The 18,083-nt window shown below is 51.5% G+C and carries 17 protein-coding genes; 10 read left to right on the top strand and 7 right to left on the bottom strand.

Annotated elements, in window-relative coordinates:
• The 3 genes from hybO to MRY16398_RS03900 all read right to left on the bottom strand — a co-directional run bounded on the left by hybO (position 1) and on the right by MRY16398_RS03900 (position 3,358).
• The gene (gene hybO, locus MRY16398_RS03910; protein WP_125123861.1) at positions 1-1,128 is read right to left on the bottom strand and encodes a hydrogenase 2 small subunit; all 1,128 of its coding nucleotides are present in this window, start codon (positions 1,126-1,128) and stop codon (positions 1-3) included.
• A gap of 227 nt (positions 1,129-1,355) precedes the next feature.
• Positions 1,356-1,643 carry a DUF2623 family protein gene (locus MRY16398_RS03905; RefSeq protein WP_125123860.1) on the bottom strand — a complete coding sequence of 96 codons (288 nt, stop codon included), beginning with the start codon at positions 1,641-1,643 and terminating at the stop codon, positions 1,356-1,358.
• A gap of 65 nt (positions 1,644-1,708) precedes the next feature.
• Positions 1,709-3,358: a methyl-accepting chemotaxis protein gene (locus MRY16398_RS03900; RefSeq protein WP_125123859.1), complete on the bottom strand. Its 1,650-nt coding sequence runs from the start codon at positions 3,356-3,358 to the stop codon at positions 1,709-1,711.
• Between the two features lie 1,099 nt (positions 3,359-4,457).
• On the opposite strand from MRY16398_RS03900, the gene MRY16398_RS03895 reads away from it, so the two are divergent.
• The 3 genes from MRY16398_RS03895 to MRY16398_RS03885 all read left to right on the top strand — a co-directional run bounded on the left by MRY16398_RS03895 (position 4,458) and on the right by MRY16398_RS03885 (position 8,078).
• The gene (locus MRY16398_RS03895) at positions 4,458-5,498 is read left to right on the top strand and encodes an aldo/keto reductase (RefSeq protein ID WP_107223713.1); all 1,041 of its coding nucleotides are present in this window, start codon (positions 4,458-4,460) and stop codon (positions 5,496-5,498) included.
• Positions 5,499-5,712: 214 nt separating this feature from the next.
• Positions 5,713-6,939: an ATP-grasp domain-containing protein gene (locus MRY16398_RS03890; protein WP_039078070.1), complete on the top strand. Its 1,227-nt coding sequence runs from the start codon at positions 5,713-5,715 to the stop codon at positions 6,937-6,939.
• A 26-nt stretch (positions 6,940-6,965) separates the two neighbouring features.
• Positions 6,966-8,078, top strand: coding sequence for a phosphoserine transaminase (locus MRY16398_RS03885; protein ID WP_172600618.1), 1,113 nt, complete (start codon positions 6,966-6,968; stop codon positions 8,076-8,078).
• A 48-nt stretch (positions 8,079-8,126) separates the two neighbouring features.
• Here MRY16398_RS03885 and MRY16398_RS03880 read toward each other — a convergent pair whose 3' ends face one another.
• A complete protein-coding gene (locus tag MRY16398_RS03880) occupies positions 8,127-8,633 on the bottom strand; it encodes an ESA_00282 family adhesion-associated protein (RefSeq protein ID WP_039078072.1) in 507 nt (168 codons plus the stop codon).
• 103 nt (positions 8,634-8,736) lie between these two features.
• Between MRY16398_RS03880 and MRY16398_RS03875 the strand changes: the two genes are divergently transcribed.
• Together MRY16398_RS03875 and MRY16398_RS03870 are read left to right on the top strand one after the other, a co-directional pair.
• A complete protein-coding gene (locus tag MRY16398_RS03875) occupies positions 8,737-9,141 on the top strand; it encodes a hypothetical protein (RefSeq protein ID WP_039078073.1) in 405 nt (134 codons plus the stop codon).
• On the top strand, positions 9,134-9,604 hold the full coding sequence (locus MRY16398_RS03870) for a cytoplasmic protein (RefSeq protein WP_125123858.1): 471 nt from the start codon (positions 9,134-9,136) through the stop codon (positions 9,602-9,604). Before MRY16398_RS03875 ends, MRY16398_RS03870 begins: the two co-directional genes overlap by 8 nt.
• A gap of 193 nt (positions 9,605-9,797) precedes the next feature.
• On the opposite strand, the gene exbD is transcribed toward MRY16398_RS03870, so the two are convergent.
• Both exbD and exbB read right to left on the bottom strand, forming a co-directional pair.
• Positions 9,798-10,223, bottom strand: coding sequence for a TonB system transport protein ExbD (exbD, locus tag MRY16398_RS03865; RefSeq protein ID WP_125123857.1), 426 nt, complete (start codon positions 10,221-10,223; stop codon positions 9,798-9,800).
• A gap of 6 nt (positions 10,224-10,229) precedes the next feature.
• Complete coding sequence (exbB, locus tag MRY16398_RS03860) at positions 10,230-10,964, bottom strand: tol-pal system-associated acyl-CoA thioesterase (protein ID WP_039078076.1); 735 nt, start codon at positions 10,962-10,964, stop codon at positions 10,230-10,232.
• Positions 10,965-11,216: 252 nt separating this feature from the next.
• On the opposite strand from exbB, the gene metC reads away from it, so the two are divergent.
• Positions 11,217-12,404: a cystathionine beta-lyase gene (metC, locus tag MRY16398_RS03855; RefSeq protein ID WP_039078077.1), complete on the top strand. Its 1,188-nt coding sequence runs from the start codon at positions 11,217-11,219 to the stop codon at positions 12,402-12,404.
• 131 nt (positions 12,405-12,535) lie between these two features.
• Complete coding sequence (yghB, locus tag MRY16398_RS03850) at positions 12,536-13,195, top strand: DedA family general envelope maintenance protein YghB (protein ID WP_039078078.1); 660 nt, start codon at positions 12,536-12,538, stop codon at positions 13,193-13,195.
• Positions 13,196-13,234: 39 nt separating this feature from the next.
• Here the strand turns inward: yghB and MRY16398_RS03845 are convergent, their stop codons facing one another.
• Positions 13,235-14,134 carry an AraC family transcriptional regulator gene (locus MRY16398_RS03845; protein WP_039078079.1) on the bottom strand — a complete coding sequence of 300 codons (900 nt, stop codon included), beginning with the start codon at positions 14,132-14,134 and terminating at the stop codon, positions 13,235-13,237.
• A gap of 193 nt (positions 14,135-14,327) precedes the next feature.
• Between MRY16398_RS03845 and yqhD the strand changes: the two genes are divergently transcribed.
• The 3 genes from yqhD (at position 14,328) to MRY16398_RS03830 (ending at position 18,081) form a co-directional block, all read left to right on the top strand.
• The gene (gene yqhD / locus MRY16398_RS03840; RefSeq protein ID WP_079497102.1) at positions 14,328-15,491 is read left to right on the top strand and encodes an alcohol dehydrogenase; all 1,164 of its coding nucleotides are present in this window, start codon (positions 14,328-14,330) and stop codon (positions 15,489-15,491) included.
• Positions 15,492-15,592: 101 nt separating this feature from the next.
• Entirely contained in the window at positions 15,593-16,420 is an 828-nt protein-coding gene (gene dkgA, locus MRY16398_RS03835) for a 2,5-didehydrogluconate reductase DkgA (RefSeq protein WP_039078081.1), read from the top strand.
• A gap of 206 nt (positions 16,421-16,626) precedes the next feature.
• Entirely contained in the window at positions 16,627-18,081 is a 1,455-nt protein-coding gene (locus MRY16398_RS03830) for a DASS family sodium-coupled anion symporter (protein WP_039078082.1), read from the top strand.
• Positions 18,082-18,083: the final 2 nt, after the last annotated feature.

Below are 18,083 nucleotides of genomic sequence, written 5' to 3'. Positions count from 1 at the left end.
TCACTCTCCCTGTGAGTCAGCGTTGTTTTTCTTTTGCTGGCGGCCCAGCTCGCGCACCGTCATTACCCCTACGCCTGCCAGTAATCCCACCACACCACCCAGCAGACCGACAGCGGAAGCCGACATCACGCCGCCTTCTTTGCTGTTCACCTGTGGCTTATCAACGCGAGGCGTGGTGTTTTCAACATGCGCCAGTTGGTGGATGCCTTTGTGGAAGCCAACGCCCTCTTCGTTACAGCCATAGCAAGGGTGACCAATGGAAACCGGCCAGACACCGCCCACGTCGCAGAATTGCAGCGTTGAACAGTTGCCCCAGGTTTCAGGTCCTTTACATCCCAAATGGTAGAGGCACCAGCCTTCACGATGCCCGTCATCGCCAAACTCTTTGGCGAAGCGTCCGGCGTCGAAATGGGGACGCCGCTCGCAATGCTCGTGAATCAGGCGGCCATAGGCAAAGAGCGGACGGTTTTTCGCATCAAGCTTCGGCGGTTTGCCAAAGGTAATAATATGCACCACCGTGGCGAGGAAATTGTGTGGGTTTGGCGGGCAGCCTGGAATGTTAATCACCGTTTTGCCTGGGAGCACCTCTTGCAGGCCCACCGCCCCGGTGGGGTTAACCCCGGCTGCGGCCACACCGCCCCATGCAGAACAGGAACCAATCGCGATAATCGCCGCGGCATTTTCTGCCGCTTTACGGATATGGTCGATAATCGGTTCGCCCGCCACCATGCAATAAATGCCGTTATCTTTAAGCGGAATCGAACCGTCTACCACCAGAACGTACTGCCCTTTATAGGTTTCCAGAGCGTGGTGTTTGTTCTCTTCGACCTGGTGACCAAACGCGGCGCTCAGTACTTCGTGGTACTCCAGCGAGATGGTTTCCAGCACGAGGTTTTCAACGGTGGGATGCGTTGCGCGAAGCAGCGATTCAGTACACCCAGTACACTCCTGTGCGCCAATCCAGACCACGGGCGGGCGCTTGCTCTGGGTGACGGCTTGCGCCATCTTCGCAGCAGCAGTGCTGCTAAGCCCCATCGTGGCTGCCAGTGCGGTACAAAGCTTCATAAAATCGCGACGATTAATGCCGCAGGAGGTAAAAGAAGTCAGTTGAGGAATTTCGTCGGCCATGCATTGTCATTCCTTTGCCAAAAATTAGCCCTGTTTTTACACTGGATTTAAGCAATGGGTGTGCGCGTGCGATCAAGTAATCATACAAAAAGTGTGTCTATACGAACGAAACATTCAATATCAGCGTGGTATGTCACAAAGTACAGGGTGTTTACACAGGGCATAAAAACGAAGAAAGCCACGCAGAAGAGTGGCTTTCTAAAAGGGTAAAAACGGTTCCGGTATGCTTAGCGCCCGGCCCGGTAGCCTGCCATAAAAAAACGCATCGCCGTGCCGGAATGGCTCTCACGGAAAAAATCCATGATCATCTCTTTATCCAGCCCATAGCGGCGCGTCAGCACGCCAGCCTCCCAGGCATTCAGTTGCCTGTCACCGGTTTTTTCGAACATACGATGCGAAAAACCGAGCACAAAACCGCGTTTATAGTCAGAACAAAAACGCGCGACCCTACTGGCTTCATCCGCCTGTGTTGCCTTAAGCCCTGCCATCAACCCTTTGCCAAAATGGTTTTCCATTCTTACTGCCCTCAACCGATATATACATAACTATATAGCGATATTTTGAGCAGTAACAGTGTTATTTAAAACGCGACCCATTCATCTGACGAAGAAGCGGCTTTCTTAGCCGTACCGCGCAAGGCAGGTGTTTTCACTGCCGTCGGCGCAGCGACGTTGACCTGCTCATTAGCAGACAAACGGAACTGTTGTACAGAACGCTGCAACTCTTCTGTTTGTACCTCAAGTGCCGCCGCTGCAGCAGAAATTTCTTCTACCAGCGAGGCGTTCTGCTGGGTGACACTATCCATCTGAGTAATCGCGACGCCTACCTGCGAAATGCCTTTGCTCTGCTCCGCGGATGCGGCAGCAATCTGTTTCATGATGGTGGTCACTTCGGTAACCGCACGCAGAATGCCTTCCATCGTAGTGCCGGTGTCATTGACCAGTTTGGCGCCTTTCTCCACGCGGGTAACGGAGTCCGCGATAAGCGATTCGATCTCTTTCGCCGCGCCTGCGCTTCGGCTGGCCAGGTTACGCACTTCGCCTGCAACAACCGCAAAGCCACGCCCCTGCTCACCCGCACGAGCAGCTTCGACAGCGGCGTTAAGTGCCAGGATATTGGTCTGGAAGGCGATGCTATTAATGACCGTAGTGATTTCCGCAATTTTCTTCGAGCTTTGAGAGATGCCATCCATTGTGCTGATGACTTCCTCTACCAGCGCGCCGCCCTTACTCGCCGTTGAGGAGGCGACATCGGCCAATTCACTTGCCTGGCTGGCGTTATCGGCGTTCAGTTTCACCGTTGCCGTCAGTTGTTCCATGCTGGCTGCTGTCTGTTCCAGTGCTGCCGCCTGCTCTTCGGTACGGGAAGAGAGATCATTGTTGCCGCTGGAAATCTCGGTCGCGCCGCGCCAGATATTCTCACTACCGTTACGGATAGAGCTGACTGCATCTCGCAGGCTATCCTGAGTCGCACGCAGCAAGGGCACGACACGTCCTACGCAATTGCGGCCAAAATCCGGGATTGGCTGGCTAAGGTCACCCTGCGCCATTTTCGTGAAGTGATCACGAATGGCGTCCAACGGTCTCACCAGCATCGTCACCAGGTAGCGGTCGGTGAATAGCAGAATCAGTAACCCCAGCACCATTGCCACGATAATAATCGCACGGGTGATGTGGGTCTGGCTGTCAACCATCACACGGGTTTCGTCAAGACTAACACCTGCCGCTTTATTAAAGCTGTCAGTGGTTGCGCCAAATGCCCGACTCAATGCAGGGGTCACGGTGTTTGCCTGCTGACGATAGGCTTCAACCGACCCTTGTTGGGCCGCCTGCATCTGCGGTGTGATGCCCTGATCAAGCAGTGCCTGCCAGGCAGCGATTACCTGCTCTGATACCTTGGGATTCATAGGTCCTGGAGAGATAGCTTTAAACTCGGTGAGTTTTTTCGCCATGCTCTCAAGCGACTGCTGTGCAGGACCAAAATCGACTGCACCGCCTGCGCTTTTTGCCTCCATCGCACGACTAAGGCGCGTAACAAAACGGAAATACTGGTCATTGCCCTGGCTAAGCAACGTCATCTGTGACACAAGCTGGCGATCAACTTCATTGCCATCAGCCACTTTTGAAAGAGAGAAAACGCTATACAAACCGACGCCGGACCACAACAGGCCAAAAATGCCCAGGATCACCAGCATGACGATTCGGATAGTAAAGTTTTGAAGCATACGCATAATTATTTCCTTGCAGTGAAGGGACATGCTTACTCGGAATTGAGAGTTAATTCCTTTATCGGCAACATTTAGGGAATTTGTATGGTTCAAAGTAAAAAATTGATCACAAAATGGGCAATATTTGTCCATATCCCATCGTGGTTTACCTTCACTTATGGATGTTATTTTTTGAAAACAAGGCGCGGTTTATCATTCGATTTTTAAGGTTAGCAACCTAACTAAACTATATGTAACTGCTTTATATTATGAGAGAAATTTATTGATGAGTTATTACATCCGTAATTAAAATAAAAAATACAAAACGTTTTTTATAAATAAAACAAAAATTAAAAAAGATCTGAGAAAAACATTATAAATAAACAAAAAAAAGACACCCAATAAATGAAATAACAACATACCGACACCGCATTCAAATTTAAAACAAAGATGTAAGAATCATAATAAAATACAAAAATAAATATTAACCATGCTGCCATAAATAAAATCAAAGAAACAATAACCATACCACTTGTAATGCTAATGCGTTTTTTGTTACCCGTAATGGTGACAAAAGGCGGTCTCCACCGTGACGTCCAGAGAGAATGGTAATCTTCTGATTAAAATGCGATAAATGGAACAGCGCATTGCTTTGAAAGTGACACTGCGCAGGCAGGATGACGGGAAGCGTGGAAAGCCAACTGTTATTTCGATCATATTCAATAAATATAATTTATCGTTTTTCCGTCTCATAGCAACAACGGTGCACGAACGTCATAACCTAAGAATTTTCTCAGAAAATTTGCGCATCTTCCGGAAAAGCTCGCATGCCGCATCGCCGACAGCACTGTCGATATGAAGCATTTGCGCAAGCCTATTTTACCTTGCCGTAACGTCTTAAACACAATATAACCTCAACGCCCAGAGCCCCTTCGTCGGAGTTCAGTGTCGACAATCTATTTCAGCACCTGATAACACCATAAAGCGAATAATCGCGCGACGTTATCATTAGAGAGGAGAACGCTAGCGAAGAGATTTTTTTATCCCGTCGAGAGCACGCCACCAGAACCGTTATAGAATAAAAACACTGTTTCGACCCTACATCTACAAGAAAGGAGACATCATGCCCTGGTTTGCCAACCCTGCTCGCTATGAGCAGATGCAGTATCGTTACTGCGGTAAAAGCGGCCTGCGCCTGCCCGCACTGTCGCTGGGTTTGTGGCATAGCTTCGGCCATGTTCAAGCTCTTGATTCCCAGCGTGCGCTGTTACGTAAAGCCTTCGATTTAGGCATCACCCATTTTGATTTAGCTAATAACTACGGTCCGCCTCCGGGTAGCGCGGAAGAAAACTTTGGGCGTTTGCTGCGTGAAGATTTCACCGCTTACCGCGATGAGTTGATCATATCCACCAAAGCAGGATATGACATGTGGCCCGGCCCTTACGGTTCCGGCGGCTCCCGTAAGTACTTACTCGCCAGCCTCGATCAAAGCCTGAAACGCATGGGGCTGGACTACGTCGATATCTTCTATTCGCACCGTGTCGATGAGAATACGCCGATGGAAGAGACCGCCGCTGCGCTGGCCCAGGCCGTACAGAGCGGTAAAGCGCTCTATGTCGGTATCTCCTCTTATTCAACGCCGCGAACCCAGACAATGGTAGCGCTGCTGCGCGAGTGGAAGATTCCCCTGTTGATCCATCAGCCTTCTTACAACTTGCTTAACCGCTGGGTCGATAAAACCGGCTTACTGGATACGCTCGACGCCAACGGCGTTGGCTGCATCGCCTTTACCCCGCTGGCACAGGGATTGCTGACCGGAAAATACCTTAACGGGATCCCGGAAGGTTCGCGGATGCAGAAAGAAGGGAAGAAGGTTCGCGGCCTGTCGGAAAAAATGCTGACCGAAGCCAACCTCAGCAGCCTGCGGCTGCTCAATGAGATGGCCACCGCTCGTGGGCAATCCATGGCGCAGATGGCGCTGAGCTGGCTGCTGAAAGACGACCGTGTCACCTCCGTGTTGATCGGCGCAAGCCGTCCGGAGCAACTGGAAGAAAACGTGCTGGCGCTAAACAATCTGACATTCAGTGAACACGAACTGGCGCAGATCGATAAGCATGTTGCCGACGGTGAACTCAACCTCTGGCACGCCTCCTCCGATAAGTAAAAATGATGGGGGCGCAGTTCCCCCTTCTTTTATTACCATTCAGGTGGTTTATCGGCATTTCATAGAAAAATTCGCACTATTTACCCCAGCAATGACGCACTTTCCGAGGGTAACTCCCGTTATCCCGCTTTTTATCCCCGCTAATCACCGCATTGCCATCTGGTCATTTATAGCATCATAAGTCATATCGACTGTATAACCAGAGGCACTCAGTATGTCGTTAACGTCAGAGCCGGAAGCTCAATCGTTGCCATTCCTGGGAATGGCGCCGTTTTTACGTATGAGCATCGCAGGTATTGACTTCTCCTCTATGGCACAAGAAATGATCGCCCTTGCGGAAAAAGCACCGGAAGATGCGACCCTGTGGATGAACCTTGCCACGGCCATGATGAGCCTGAAACATGAAGAGTTAGGTCTGCAAATTCAAAACCAGGCGCTGCAGATGCAACGCGTTTACCACTGGCATGCGCGTCAGCCAACGAAACTGCGTGTACTGATGCTGATGGTGCCGGGTAATCTTTCGGCCAATATTCCGCTCGACTGCCTGCTTGAAGATAGCGACATCGATCTCATCAATTACTATGTCGATCCCACTGCGCCGCATCCGTTGACGTCACCCGTGCCGGAACACGATCTGGTGATGGTGGCGATTGGTGCCAGCGACGAACAAAGTGCCGTTTTGCAGCGCCTGGAGAATGTTCTGCGCGACTGGCCTACGCCGGTCCTGAATCCACCTCAAAACGTCCCCAATTCTGAACGCCACAATGCCAGTATCCTGCTGCAAAATGTGCCCGGTCTGGTGATCTGTCCGGCGCTGCATATCAGCCGCCAGTCTCTGCAGTCTGTGGCAGCGGGAGAGAAGTCCGTCTCCGATATCGCCGACGATCACGCCTTCCCGATTATTCTGCGCCCGGTCGGCAGCCATGGTGGTCACGGTCTACAAAAAGTGGATAACCGTGAGGCCGTCGCGTCCTATCTGCAGCAGAACGACGAGGATACGTTTTTCTTGTCCCGTTTCGTGGATTACAGCGGTGACGACGGTCTGTTTCGCAAAATGCGCCTGGTGCTAATCGACGGCAAAGCGTATGCCTGCCATATGGGCGTGTCGTCCAACTGGATGATCCATTACGTCAACGCAGGGATGTACGAAGACGAAAACAAACGCGCTCAGGAAGCCCGCTTCCTGAACGAATTCGCTGATTTTGCCGCACGCCACCATGATGCGCTGGACGCAATTAGCCAGCGCACAGGCCTTGAGTACATCGGTATCGATTGTGCCGAGACGCAGAACGGCGAACTGCTGATTTTTGAAATCGATCCGGCGATGGTCGTGCACGCCATGGACGACGAAGTGATGTTTCCCAACAAGCAGATTCATATGCATAAAGTCAAAACTGCGATGCGGGAAATGTTGTTACAACGGGCCGGTAAAACGCTCTAACCCATTTATGCTACACAGGTATGAACATGTCATTGAATCCGAATAACGCACTGAACTTCTCCGGCGGCCCGGGCGCGCTGCCCGAGGTGGTATTAAACCAGGTCCAACAGGCGATCATTAATGTCCCTGAGGCGGGGCTGTCCATTCTTGGTATCAGCCACCGTTCAGACTGGTTTGAAAATGTGGTGCGTGAAACCGAAAACAATATCCGCACGCTGTTAGGCCTGCCTTCCAACTACCATATCCTGTTCCTGCAGGGTGGTGCGACACAGCAGTTCTCTATGGTCCCAATGACCATGCTGCGGGGGAAAAAACACCCGGCAGAATATTTTGATACCGGCTACTGGAGCCGTAAAGTGGTGACCGAGGCCATGCGTGAAGGCCCGGTTCGCGTCATCTGGAGCGGTGAGGAACATGGTTATCGCCGTTTGCCGACCGATGAAGAGTTAGATTTTTCGCCGGACGCTCCGTACATTCACTATGTCTCCAACGAGACGGTAGAAGGTCTGCAGTTCAATCGTATTCTGGGCCGCGACGACGTGCCGCGCGTCTGTGACATGTCTTCTGACTTTTTGTCTAAGCCGTGTGAGGCCGATAAATTCTCGCTGATTTACGCCCATGCGCAGAAAAACATTGGTCCGGCAGGCGTTACCATCGTACTGGTTCGTGACAGCGTGGTACAAAACGCCCCGGATAACCTGCCGTCATTCCTGGACTATCGCCGTCAGGTTGAGTCACACTCGAACTTCAACACCCCGCCGGTCTTCGCAATTTATGTTGTACTGCTGGTCACACGCTGGCTGCTCAATGACGTCGGTGGGCTGGAAAACATGGCTCAAATCAACCAGCAAAAAGCGAAATTGCTGTATGGCCTGATTGACGGCAGCAATGATTTCTTCCGCCCATGGGGTGAAGCGGCTTTCCGTTCTGATATGAATGTTGCGTTCAATTTGCCGACGAAAGAGCTGGAAGCGTTGTTCCTGAATGAAGCGACAGCCGCTGGATTCTCCGGCCTTGGCGGTCACCGCGCGATTGGCGGCGTACGTGCCTCAATCTATAACGCGCTGACGCTCGGTGCGGTAGAAAAACTGACCGGTTTTATGGAAGATTTCCGCTTTAAACACCACGCGAAATATTGATTCGCCTGTTCCACTGCTGCACCGGCAGCAGTGGAACGTCACGACAGGTTACACCTGTGCCGGGTCTATCTCCGGGCGCTGATATTCCGGCCATACCAGCACGACCAGTTCCGGGTAGGCCTCCATGCTGAACTCGCGAAAACACTGGCGCAGGTTCAACACATCAAGGTCAGAGTGCATCACTTTTTCGCCGTTTAAACAGCGCTTTTTAATATTGTCATAATACTTGTAGACGGCAGAATTGAGATCGCTGCAACGGCGCTGCGCCTCAAATAACCCGGGAACGCTATTTATCTCCGCCATGTTCATGCGTTTAATCGTCGCATGAAGAAAATCGATATATTCATGATTTACACGCCAGTACCACACCGGGGTAATGGCATTCATTAGCATTGCGAAATGGTCTTCGCCCTCCTCTTTGGACAGAGGCTTAGCTTGCGGCGCCAACGTTTCAGTTTCAGCTATGGACGGCTTTTTATTGTTCTCGCGCATCAATAAAAGTACGCCGCCCGTTAACAGCAATAAAATGACAACAGAATAATAAATACTGTTCATATGCAGGCTCCATTTTTTTTGATTTTAAAAGTGCGCCATGATATTGTCAACGAACCTCACGCCTGAACTTCTCCTACCTTATTGATATTAAAGGATATTAGAAATGCTCCCCGAGAATCTTGTCCCGGCTCGATTTCACATTTCTGTTACGGAAACAGAACCGGGAGAAGCAGAAAAAGACACTAATTTAACTCAGGGAAAAAGAACTCTCTCTGATTATGCCAGCGATATATTAGCGAATGCCAATCGTACCGGTCAGTCGCGGAATATGTTGCTTGAGGAGCGCGATCGTCATATAAAAGATCGATTATATCGTGTGGTAAAAATCGAAACTTTTGCCCGCCTGCTGAACGATTTGCAAGCCGAAGGCGAGATTGATGCCCAGACATTAAGCCAAATAATTTCCGAAAAGACCAAACAAATTAATGAAGCAGGAAATGAAATTTGGCTTAATCTCATTACCCGCGAAAAAGATACGCCTTTGTTTTATAAGCTAGGGGATGAATGACGTGGAGAAAATAGATAATAACGACGTTTATTTGACTTTAGACAATCAACCCAGCGACGAATTTATCTTAAAGCAAAATATTGATGCACTGATTCAGAGTAAGAACGCCACCATACAGCGCATTGCCCATGAGCTCATCTCTATCCCTGCGGCCCTTGTACGACTAAAGTGGCAAAATCGCCGGGAAATCTATGCCTTTCAGGTAAAAGAAGAGATCTATGGTGCGACAATCAACGCTATCGTGGAGGAGCGCCCTGAACTGCTGGAAAAAATAATGGCCAGGCTGGAAGCCAATTACCAGCATATCCTTGCCAGAGAGACCGCAACCCTGCGCATCAGCCGTAAGCTTGCCGATGAAGAATACCGCACCGCGGTTGTGACGACCGTTGCGCCTGAGGAAAAACCTGCGTCAGAAGACGCGGCAACGCCCCTCACGTCAGAGCCTGCGCAAGCAGCGAAATAACCTTATTATCCCTCCCCTTATTATCAATAATTATTCACCCGATTTGACTATTCACTGAATCATTCCCACTGTATTGGTTTACGCATTCTCAGGTTAAGATTCCCTGAAATAAGGTGTTATATCGTCGGCTGAGCGGAGCCCTGAAAACAAAAAGGCCGACCCGCAGGCCAGCCTTAATAAGCAAACGCGAAGGTTACTTCGCGGCTGCAACCTCTTCGCCGACCAGGCCAATTTTGAGATAGCCCGCGCGATGCAGAGTATCCATCACCTTCATGATGGTTTCGTAATCAACAGTCTTATCCGCACGGAAGAAGACCGTCGTGTCTTTCTTCCCTTCGGTGATGGCATCAAGCTGAGTCACCATCGTTTCGTCAGTCACCGGATCGTTACCAATGAACATGCTGTTATCCGCTTTGACAGACAGGTAAATGGGTTTTTCCGGACGCGGCTGCGGCTGACTGGTAGAAGCCGGCAGATTAACTTTCACATCTACCGTTGCAAGCGGCGCAGCCACCATGAAGATAATCAGCAGAACCAGCATAACGTCGATAAACGGCGTTACGTTGATTTCGTGCATTTCGCCGTTATCGTCGAGGTTTTCGTTAAGACGCATTGCCATGGGGCATCAACCTACTCGTAGTTTCTGGGCGGCGTGAACGGGTTTTGCTGCGGCGCTGGCAGCCAGATCCAGATCGCGGCTTTGCAACAGCAGAACCTGTGCGGCAACATCACCCAGCGTCGCTTTATAACCGCCGATCATGCGGGCGAAGATGTTATAGATAACCACGGCAGGAATTGCCGCCACCAGACCGATCGCGGTGGCCAGCAACGCTTCCGCGATACCCGGTGCAACCACGGCAAGGTTAGTGGTCTGCGTCTGGGCAATACCAATGAAGCTGTTCATGATGCCCCATACGGTGCCAAACAGCCCCACGAACGGGGAAATAGCGCCAATTGTCGCAAGGTAACCATTGCCACGGCCCATATGACGGCCCGTAGCGGCAACGCGACGCTCAAGGCGGAAACCCGTGCGCTCTTTAATACCTTCGTTATCTTCGCTACCCGCGGACAACTCCAGCTCATTTTGGGCTTCGTTAATTAACTGTGTGCTGAGGCTTCTGGCATGGAAAGCGGAGGCGATGTCACTGGCCTGATCCAGCGAACGGGCATCAGCCAGCAATTGCTGTTCACGTTTAAGACGGCGTTTATGCGCAATCATCTCAGCACTTTTACTAAAGAAGATTGCCCAGGTGACCACTGATGCCAGAATCAACCCGATCATCACAATTTTTACTACGATGTCGGCATGTTGATACATACCCCAAACGGAAAGATCCGCCTGCATCAAATTATTACCCACTGTGTATCTCCACGACGCATATCACAAAATCTGAGCATAATAATATCAAAACATCGTCGAATTGATAGTAGTTCTCATTAGTATTTACATACTGCCGCAATATTCCCGCTTTTTCCTTGCGCTCACGCAGTAAAAAAGTTTCATCGCCGAATATTCATAAAATTTTATGCTTTATCAGAACAGGCACCGATGCATCGTCTGGCATTCATGGTAGTCTGGACATCCAGACGTATAAAAACAGGTTAGGCGAACATGACGGCGAAGCATATTGATACCGCTCTGGTGAACGCGGGGCGCAGCAAGAAATACACGCAGGGTTCGGTGAATAGTGTCATTCAACGGGCTTCCTCCCTGGTTTTCGACACTGTCGAAGCGAAAAAGCAGGCCACGCGTAATCGCGCAAAAGGCGAGCTTTTTTACGGGCGTCGCGGCACGCTAACCCATTTCTCGTTACAGGACGCCATGTGTGAGCTGGAAGGCGGCGCAGGATGTGCCCTTTTCCCGTGTGGCGCCGCGGCAGTGGCAAATACCATTCTGGCGTTTGTAGAACAGGGCGACCATATCCTGATGACCAATAGCGCCTATGAACCAAGCCAGGATTTTTGTACGAAGATCCTCACCAAGCTCGGCGTGACCACCAGTTGGTTTGACCCGATGATCGGCTCAAGCATTGTGCGTCTGATTCAGCCCAATACGAAAATCGTGTTCCTCGAATCCCCTGGCTCCATTACCATGGAAGTTCATGACGTACCGGCAATTGTGCAGGCGGTCAGAAGCGTGGCGCCAGAGGCGATCATTATGATCGACAATACCTGGGCGGCAGGCATTCTCTTTAAAGCCCTTGAATTCGATATCGACATTTCCATTCAGGCCGCCACCAAATACCTGATTGGCCACTCTGATGGGATGATCGGCACCGCGGTTTCCAACGCCCGTTGTTGGGATCAACTGCGTGAGAATGCCTATCTGATGGGGCAAATGGTCGATGCGGATACGGCGTATATGACCAGCCGTGGCCTGCGTACCCTTGGCGTACGTCTGCGTCAGCATCATGAAAGCAGTCTGAAAATCGCGAAGTGGCTGGCTTCGCACCCGCAAGTCGCGCAGGTTAACCATCCGGCGCTGCCCGGGAGCAAAGGTCATGAGTTCTGGAAGCGCGATTTTAGCGGTAGCAGCGGCCTGTTTTCCTTCATTCTGAACAAGCGTCTTAACAATGAAGAGCTGGCGGCCTATCTCGATAATTTCTCATTGTTCAGCATGGCCTACTCCTGGGGTGGGTATGAATCATTAATTCTGGCAAATCAACCGGAACAGATCGCGGCTATTCGTCCTGATGGCGGCGTGGATTTTAGCGGTACTCTGATTCGTGTTCATATTGGTCTGGAAGATGTTGATGATTTAATTGATGATTTGGCCGCAGGTTTCCAGCGTATCGTTTAAATTGTTAACTGCTGGTTGAAAATTCTGATTACGCTAGCAGAATACTCTGTATTAATTGCGCCTGGGATCAAGGTGTTTCGGGCGATAAGCAGGTACAATAGCCTTCTCTAAGCGGTACCACAGGAAAGTCCATGGCTGTAATTCAAGACATTATCGCTGCGCTCTGGCACCACGACTTTGCAGCGCTGGCGAACCCACATATTGTTGGCGTCGTCTATTTCGTGATGTTTGCCACACTCTTTTTAGAAAACGGATTGCTTCCGGCCTCGTTTTTACCTGGGGACAGTTTGCTTTTATTGGCTGGCGCACTGGTGGCGCGTGGTTGCATGGACTACCTGTCGACACTCCTGATCCTGACGTCTGCCGCCAGTCTGGGCTGCTGGTTAAGCTACCTGCAGGGACGTTGGCTGGGGAATACGCGAGTGGTGAAGAGCTGGCTGGCGCAGTTGCCGGAGAAATATCACCAGCGCGCAACCTGCATGTTTGACCGTCACGGTTTGCTGGCGCTGCTGGCCGGGCGCTTCCTGGCTTTCGTGCGTACTCTGTTGCCAACCATGGCCGGCATTTCAGGCTTGTCCAGCCGCCGCTTTCAGCTTTTCAACTGGCTCAGTGGCCTGCTGTGGGTCGGCATGATCACCACGCTGGGCTATGCCATTAGCATGATCCCCTTCGTCAAGCGCCATGAAGATCAGGTGATGACATTCCTGATGATTCTGCCGCTTTTCCTGCTGGTCGCCGGGCTGGTGGGTACGCTGGCCGTCGTGATTAAGAAAAAATACTGCAGCGCCTGATACCTTTCCTTTTTCCTTCTCCCAAAAGGAGAAGGAAAATCATCCTGCTTGCATCATGCGAATTCTCGCAGCATCTTCCCCCGGCGTGACGCCAAAATAGCGTTTAAACTCGCGGCTGAATTGCGACGGGCTCTCATACCCCACACGAATGGCCGCAGCACTGGCTTTCATACCATCATGGATCATCATCATTCGCGCTTTGTGCAGGCGGTAGCTTTTAAGGTACTGCAACGGCGAGGTGCTGGTCACCGACTTAAAGTTATGGTGAAACGCCGAGACGCTCATATTGGCTTCCGCCGCCAGTTCGTCGACGCTCAGGTTTTCCGTGTATTGGCTCTCAATGCGTTTCAGCACCCGGCTGATTAAGCTGAAATGGGTCTGGCGGCTAACCAGCGCCAGCAGTGCGCCGCCACGCGGTCCAGTGAGCACGTGATAGAGCAGCTCGCGAATGATCTGTTTTCCCAGAATACGGGCATCCAGCGGGCGTTCCATCACGTCGAGTAAACGCTCCGCAGCACACAGGATCTCTTCGGACAGGGTGGCAGAGTTGATGCCGCTTGCCGCCATCGCAGGCTGGAAAGATTCATCTTCGCCAATATCCATCAGCAGTTCCTGTAGCTGCAGAATGTCGACGTTAAGGCGTAACCCCGCCAGCGGAACCTCCGGCGTTGCATAGGTCTCACACTCAAAGGGTAAGGGTACGGTAAGCAGTAAATATTCATTGGTATCGTAGCGAAATACGCGCTCGTTGATATAACCAATCTTATGGCCGGAGAAGAGAAAAACGATCCCCGGTTGATACATCACCGGCGTGCGGGTTCCCGGTTCAGTACCGTAAAGTAAACGGATATCCGGAAGCAGCGTACTGAGATAGTTTTCATTATTTTTCAGTACTTTTACTTTATGCGTTAGCGCCTGGCAAATCTCGTCACGGTTCATAGCTCGCCGCTCCTTCACTGTTTTTCGACCGCTACAGTGTGCAATCTTTTGTGCGGTTTCTCCAGCAAGCTGGAGAAACAGGCAAGACATCGGCAGAAATGTGCATTGAGAGGTAAGCCCACCACGGCCACAATTATTGCCATCGGGCAGCATACTGCCTGCTCATCTATCACCCACATAAAGGGAACGAGCAATGAACAACTTTAATCTCCATACCCCTACCCGCATCCTGTTTGGTAAAGGCGCGATTGCCGATTTGCGTGAACAAATCCCGGCAGACGCTCGCGTCCTGATTACCTACGGTGGCGGTAGCGTGAAGAAAAACGGTGTGCTGGATCAGGTGTATAGCGCGCTGGAAGGTCTGGATGTGCGGGAATTCAGCGGTATCGAACCCAATCCGTCTTACGAAACTCTGATGAAAGCCGTCAAAATCGCGCAGGATGAAAAAATTACCTTCCTGCTGGCGGTCGGCGGCGGCTCAGTGCTGGATGGCACCAAATTCATCGCTGCAGCGGCGCATTACGCAGAAGGCGTAGATCCGTGGGAAATTCTGCAAACCTACGGCAGCAAAATCACCAGCGCAATCCCGATGGGTTCCGTGCTGACGCTGCCGGCAACCGGCTCCGAATCCAACAAAGGCGCGGTTATCTCCCGTAAAACCACTGGCGATAAACAAGCGTTTATGTCTGAACACGTTCAGCCGATTTTTGCCGTGCTGGATCCGGTTTACACCTACACTCTGCCGCCGCGCCAGGTCGCTAACGGTGTTGTGGACGCCTTCGTGCATACCGTCGAGCAATATGTCACGTACCCGGTAAACGGCAAAATCCAGGATCGTTTCGCTGAAGGCATTCTGTTGACGCTGATTGAAGAAGGTCCGAAGGCGCTGGAAGAACCGGAAAACTATGATGTCCGCGCCAACGTCATGTGGGCGGCCACCCAGGCGCTAAACGGCCTGATTGGTGCGGGGGTGCCGCAAGACTGGGCGACCCATATGCTCGGCCATGAGCTGACGGCAATGCACGGTCTTGATCATGCCCAGACGCTGGCGATAGTGCTCCCTGCCCTGTGGAATGAGAAACGCGACACCAAGCGCGCCAAACTGCTGCAATATGCAGAACGTGTCTGGAATATCACGGAAGGTTCTGAAGACAGTCGTATCGATGCCGCTATCGAAGCAACCCGTGGTTTCTTTGAGCAGATGGGTGTGCCGACGCGTCTGTCCGGTTACGGTCTGGACGGCAGTTCTATCCCTGCATTGCTGGCAAAACTGGAAGAACATGGCATGACAAAACTCGGTGAACATCAGGATATTACTCTTGAAGTCAGCCGTCGCATTTACGAAGCGGCACGCTAAGCTTTTTACTCCGCTGCCTTTCGTTTTTGGACTTTTCGTCCAGACTTAATGCACACAACCTTACCGGGACTTGTCCCGGTAAGCTCATACAGGAGGAATGCATGACACATCCAACCGTGATTAAGCTTTCGGACGGCAACCTGATGCCGCAGCTGGGTCTTGGCGTGTGGAAAGCGGGCAATGAGGAAGTGGTTTCCGCCATTCACAAGGCGCTGGAAGTGGGCTATCGCTCTATTGATACCGCTGCCGCGTATAAAAATGAAGACGGCGTCGGCACGGCATTAAAAAGTGCAGGCGTTGCGCGTGAAGACCTGTTTATTACCACAAAACTGTGGAATGACGATCAGAAACGCCCACAGGAAGCATTGCAAGAAAGCCTCGATAAACTGCAGCTCGATTATGTTGATCTCTATCTGATGCACTGGCCGGTTCCGGCTATCGATCACTATGTTGAGGCCTGGAAAGGAATGATCAAACTCCAGGAACAGGGGCTGGTGAAGAGCATTGGGGTATGTAATTTCCAGATTCATCATCTGCAGAAGCTGATCGATGAGACGAACGTGACCCCGGTTATCAACCAGATTGAACTGCACCCTCTTTTGCAGCAGCGCCAGTTGCATGCCTGGAACGCCACGCACAAAATCCAGACCGAATCCTGGAGCCCTCTGGCACAGGGCGGCGAAGGGGTATTTGACCAGAAAATTATCCGCGAGCTGGCGGATAAATACGGCAAGACCCCCGCACAGATTGTGATTCGCTGGCATCTGGACTGCGGTCTGGTTGTGATCCCGAAATCCGTCACTCCGGCGCGCATTGCCGAAAACTTTGACGTCTGGGATTTCCGTCTCGATAAAGACGAGCTGGCCGAAATCGCTAAACTCGATCAGGGTAAACGTCTTGGCCCTGACCCGGATCAGTTCGGCGGCTAATGTCTTTTACTCTCCACCCGCCCGGCGTCCATGCCGGGCTTTTTTTTTCTCTGAAATCAGAAACATCAGGAAACAATTTAACCCTATTCTTATTGTGTATTTGTTCACATTTGTAGCGCAGCATAATTTATGCTGAAACCACATAATCACTTGTAATGATTATTTATTCGCGATGTTTTATTTACACCATGAATAGGGATGACTTTATGGCCGAAAAAACCACGTCAGGAGTCCGATGGCTCCCTTTAATTATTATCGTTGCTATCGCCACCGGCCTCTGGCAAATAGCCCCTCCGGAAGGACTCAGCGCCCAGGCCTGGCATTCAGCTATTGTCTTTGTCGCAACCATTGCCTCGATCGTCGCGAAAGTGCTGCCTATTGGCGCTGTCGGCATCATCGGTATTACCGTGTTCGCCCTCACCTACGCTGCGGGTGATAAAACCGCTAATGGCGCTATCCTCACGGCATTAAGCGAGCTGAACAGTTCACTTATCTGGCTTATCGTCGTCGCCTTTATGATCGCCCGTGGTTTTATCAAAACCGGGCTTGGTCGACGCATCGCACTACAAATGATCCGCCTGCTCGGTAAGCGCACGCTTGGGCTGGCATATGGTCTGGCGTTTGCCGATCTGATCCTCTCCCCCGCCATGCCAAGTAATACCGCGCGTTGCGGTGGGGTCATCTACCCGATTGCCGACTCACTGGCCCGCAGCTTTGACTCTCGTCCGGAAGATGAATCGCGTAGCAAAATCGGTACCTTTCTTATTACCTGTATTGGCAACGTTAACGATGTCACCGCCGCGCTGTTTATGACCGGCTATACCGGTAACTTGCTGGCGGTGAAGCTGGCGGCAAACGCAGGCGTCACGCTGACCTGGGGCGGCTGGTTTATCGCCGCGCTGGCTCCCTGCGTTGTCTCCTTGCTTATCGTGCCGGTGCTGGTTTACTGGATAACGCGTCCCGAAATCAAACATACCCCGGATGCCCCCGTCCTGGCGCAGCGTGAGCTGGCATTGATGGGGAAAATGAGCCGCGGCGAATGGCTGATGCTCGGCACCGTCCTGCTTCTGCTAATACTGTGGATCTTCGGCGATGCGCTGGGGGTGGACCCGACAACCGCATCTTTTGTTGGCCTGTCGGTATTGTTACTTTCCGGAGTACTGAGCTGGGAAGATGTGAAAAGCGAGAAAGGGGCCTGGGATACGCTGATCTGGTTTGCGGCGCTGCTGATGATGGCGAACCAGTTGAAAAAACTGGGCTTCACCACCTGGTTTGGCGGCGTGATTGGTGAAAGCATCGGAAACGCAATGGGCGGCACCAGTTGGGTGATTGTACTGTTGCTGCTGAATGCCGCCTATTTCTATACCCACTACTTTTTCGCCAGCGGTAATGCGCAAATCGCCGCACTGTACGCCGTCTTCCTCGGCGTGGGTATTCACCTGAATATTCCCGCCGCGCCAATGGCGCTGATGCTGGCGTTTACCAGTAGCCTCTATTGCTCACTGACGCAGTACACCCACGCACGCGGTCCTATTCTGTTTGGCGCCGGTTACGTGCCAACAGGCACCTGGTGGCGAACAGGGTTCTTGATTAGCCTGTTCAATCAGGCTGTGTTTATGACCATCGGCCTTGTCTGGTGGAAAATGCTGGGGCTGTACTAATT

This window comes from Phytobacter sp. MRY16-398 (assembly GCF_003925915.1).
Lineage (GTDB): Bacteria > Pseudomonadota > Gammaproteobacteria > Enterobacterales > Enterobacteriaceae > Phytobacter > Phytobacter diazotrophicus.
This window is presented reverse-complemented; position numbering and strand designations above follow the sequence as displayed.

What these genes read in the sequence shown, in the direction of transcription:
- hybO (WP_125123861.1), bottom strand. Translation starts at nt 1,128, where the DNA reads ATGGCCGACGAAATTCCTCAACTGACTTCTTTTACCTCCTGCGGCATT.
- MRY16398_RS03905 (WP_125123860.1), bottom strand. Translation starts at nt 1,643, where the DNA reads ATGGAAAACCATTTTGGCAAAGGGTTGATGGCAGGGCTTAAGGCAACA.
- MRY16398_RS03900 (WP_125123859.1), bottom strand. Translation starts at nt 3,358, where the DNA reads ATGCGTATGCTTCAAAACTTTACTATCCGAATCGTCATGCTGGTGATC.
- MRY16398_RS03895 (WP_107223713.1), top strand. Translation starts at nt 4,458, where the DNA reads ATGCCCTGGTTTGCCAACCCTGCTCGCTATGAGCAGATGCAGTATCGT.
- MRY16398_RS03890 (WP_039078070.1), top strand. Translation starts at nt 5,713, where the DNA reads ATGTCGTTAACGTCAGAGCCGGAAGCTCAATCGTTGCCATTCCTGGGA.
- MRY16398_RS03885 (WP_172600618.1), top strand. Translation starts at nt 6,966, where the DNA reads ATGTCATTGAATCCGAATAACGCACTGAACTTCTCCGGCGGCCCGGGC.
- MRY16398_RS03880 (WP_039078072.1), bottom strand. Translation starts at nt 8,633, where the DNA reads ATGAACAGTATTTATTATTCTGTTGTCATTTTATTGCTGTTAACGGGC.
- MRY16398_RS03875 (WP_039078073.1), top strand. Translation starts at nt 8,737, where the DNA reads ATGCTCCCCGAGAATCTTGTCCCGGCTCGATTTCACATTTCTGTTACG.
- MRY16398_RS03870 (WP_125123858.1), top strand. Translation starts at nt 9,134, where the DNA reads ATGAATGACGTGGAGAAAATAGATAATAACGACGTTTATTTGACTTTA.
- exbD (WP_125123857.1), bottom strand. Translation starts at nt 10,223, where the DNA reads ATGGCAATGCGTCTTAACGAAAACCTCGACGATAACGGCGAAATGCAC.
- metC (WP_039078077.1), top strand. Translation starts at nt 11,217, where the DNA reads ATGACGGCGAAGCATATTGATACCGCTCTGGTGAACGCGGGGCGCAGC.
- yghB (WP_039078078.1), top strand. Translation starts at nt 12,536, where the DNA reads ATGGCTGTAATTCAAGACATTATCGCTGCGCTCTGGCACCACGACTTT.
- MRY16398_RS03845 (WP_039078079.1), bottom strand. Translation starts at nt 14,134, where the DNA reads ATGAACCGTGACGAGATTTGCCAGGCGCTAACGCATAAAGTAAAAGTA.
- yqhD (WP_079497102.1), top strand. Translation starts at nt 14,328, where the DNA reads ATGAACAACTTTAATCTCCATACCCCTACCCGCATCCTGTTTGGTAAA.
- dkgA (WP_039078081.1), top strand. Translation starts at nt 15,593, where the DNA reads ATGACACATCCAACCGTGATTAAGCTTTCGGACGGCAACCTGATGCCG.
- MRY16398_RS03830 (WP_039078082.1), top strand. Translation starts at nt 16,627, where the DNA reads ATGGCCGAAAAAACCACGTCAGGAGTCCGATGGCTCCCTTTAATTATT.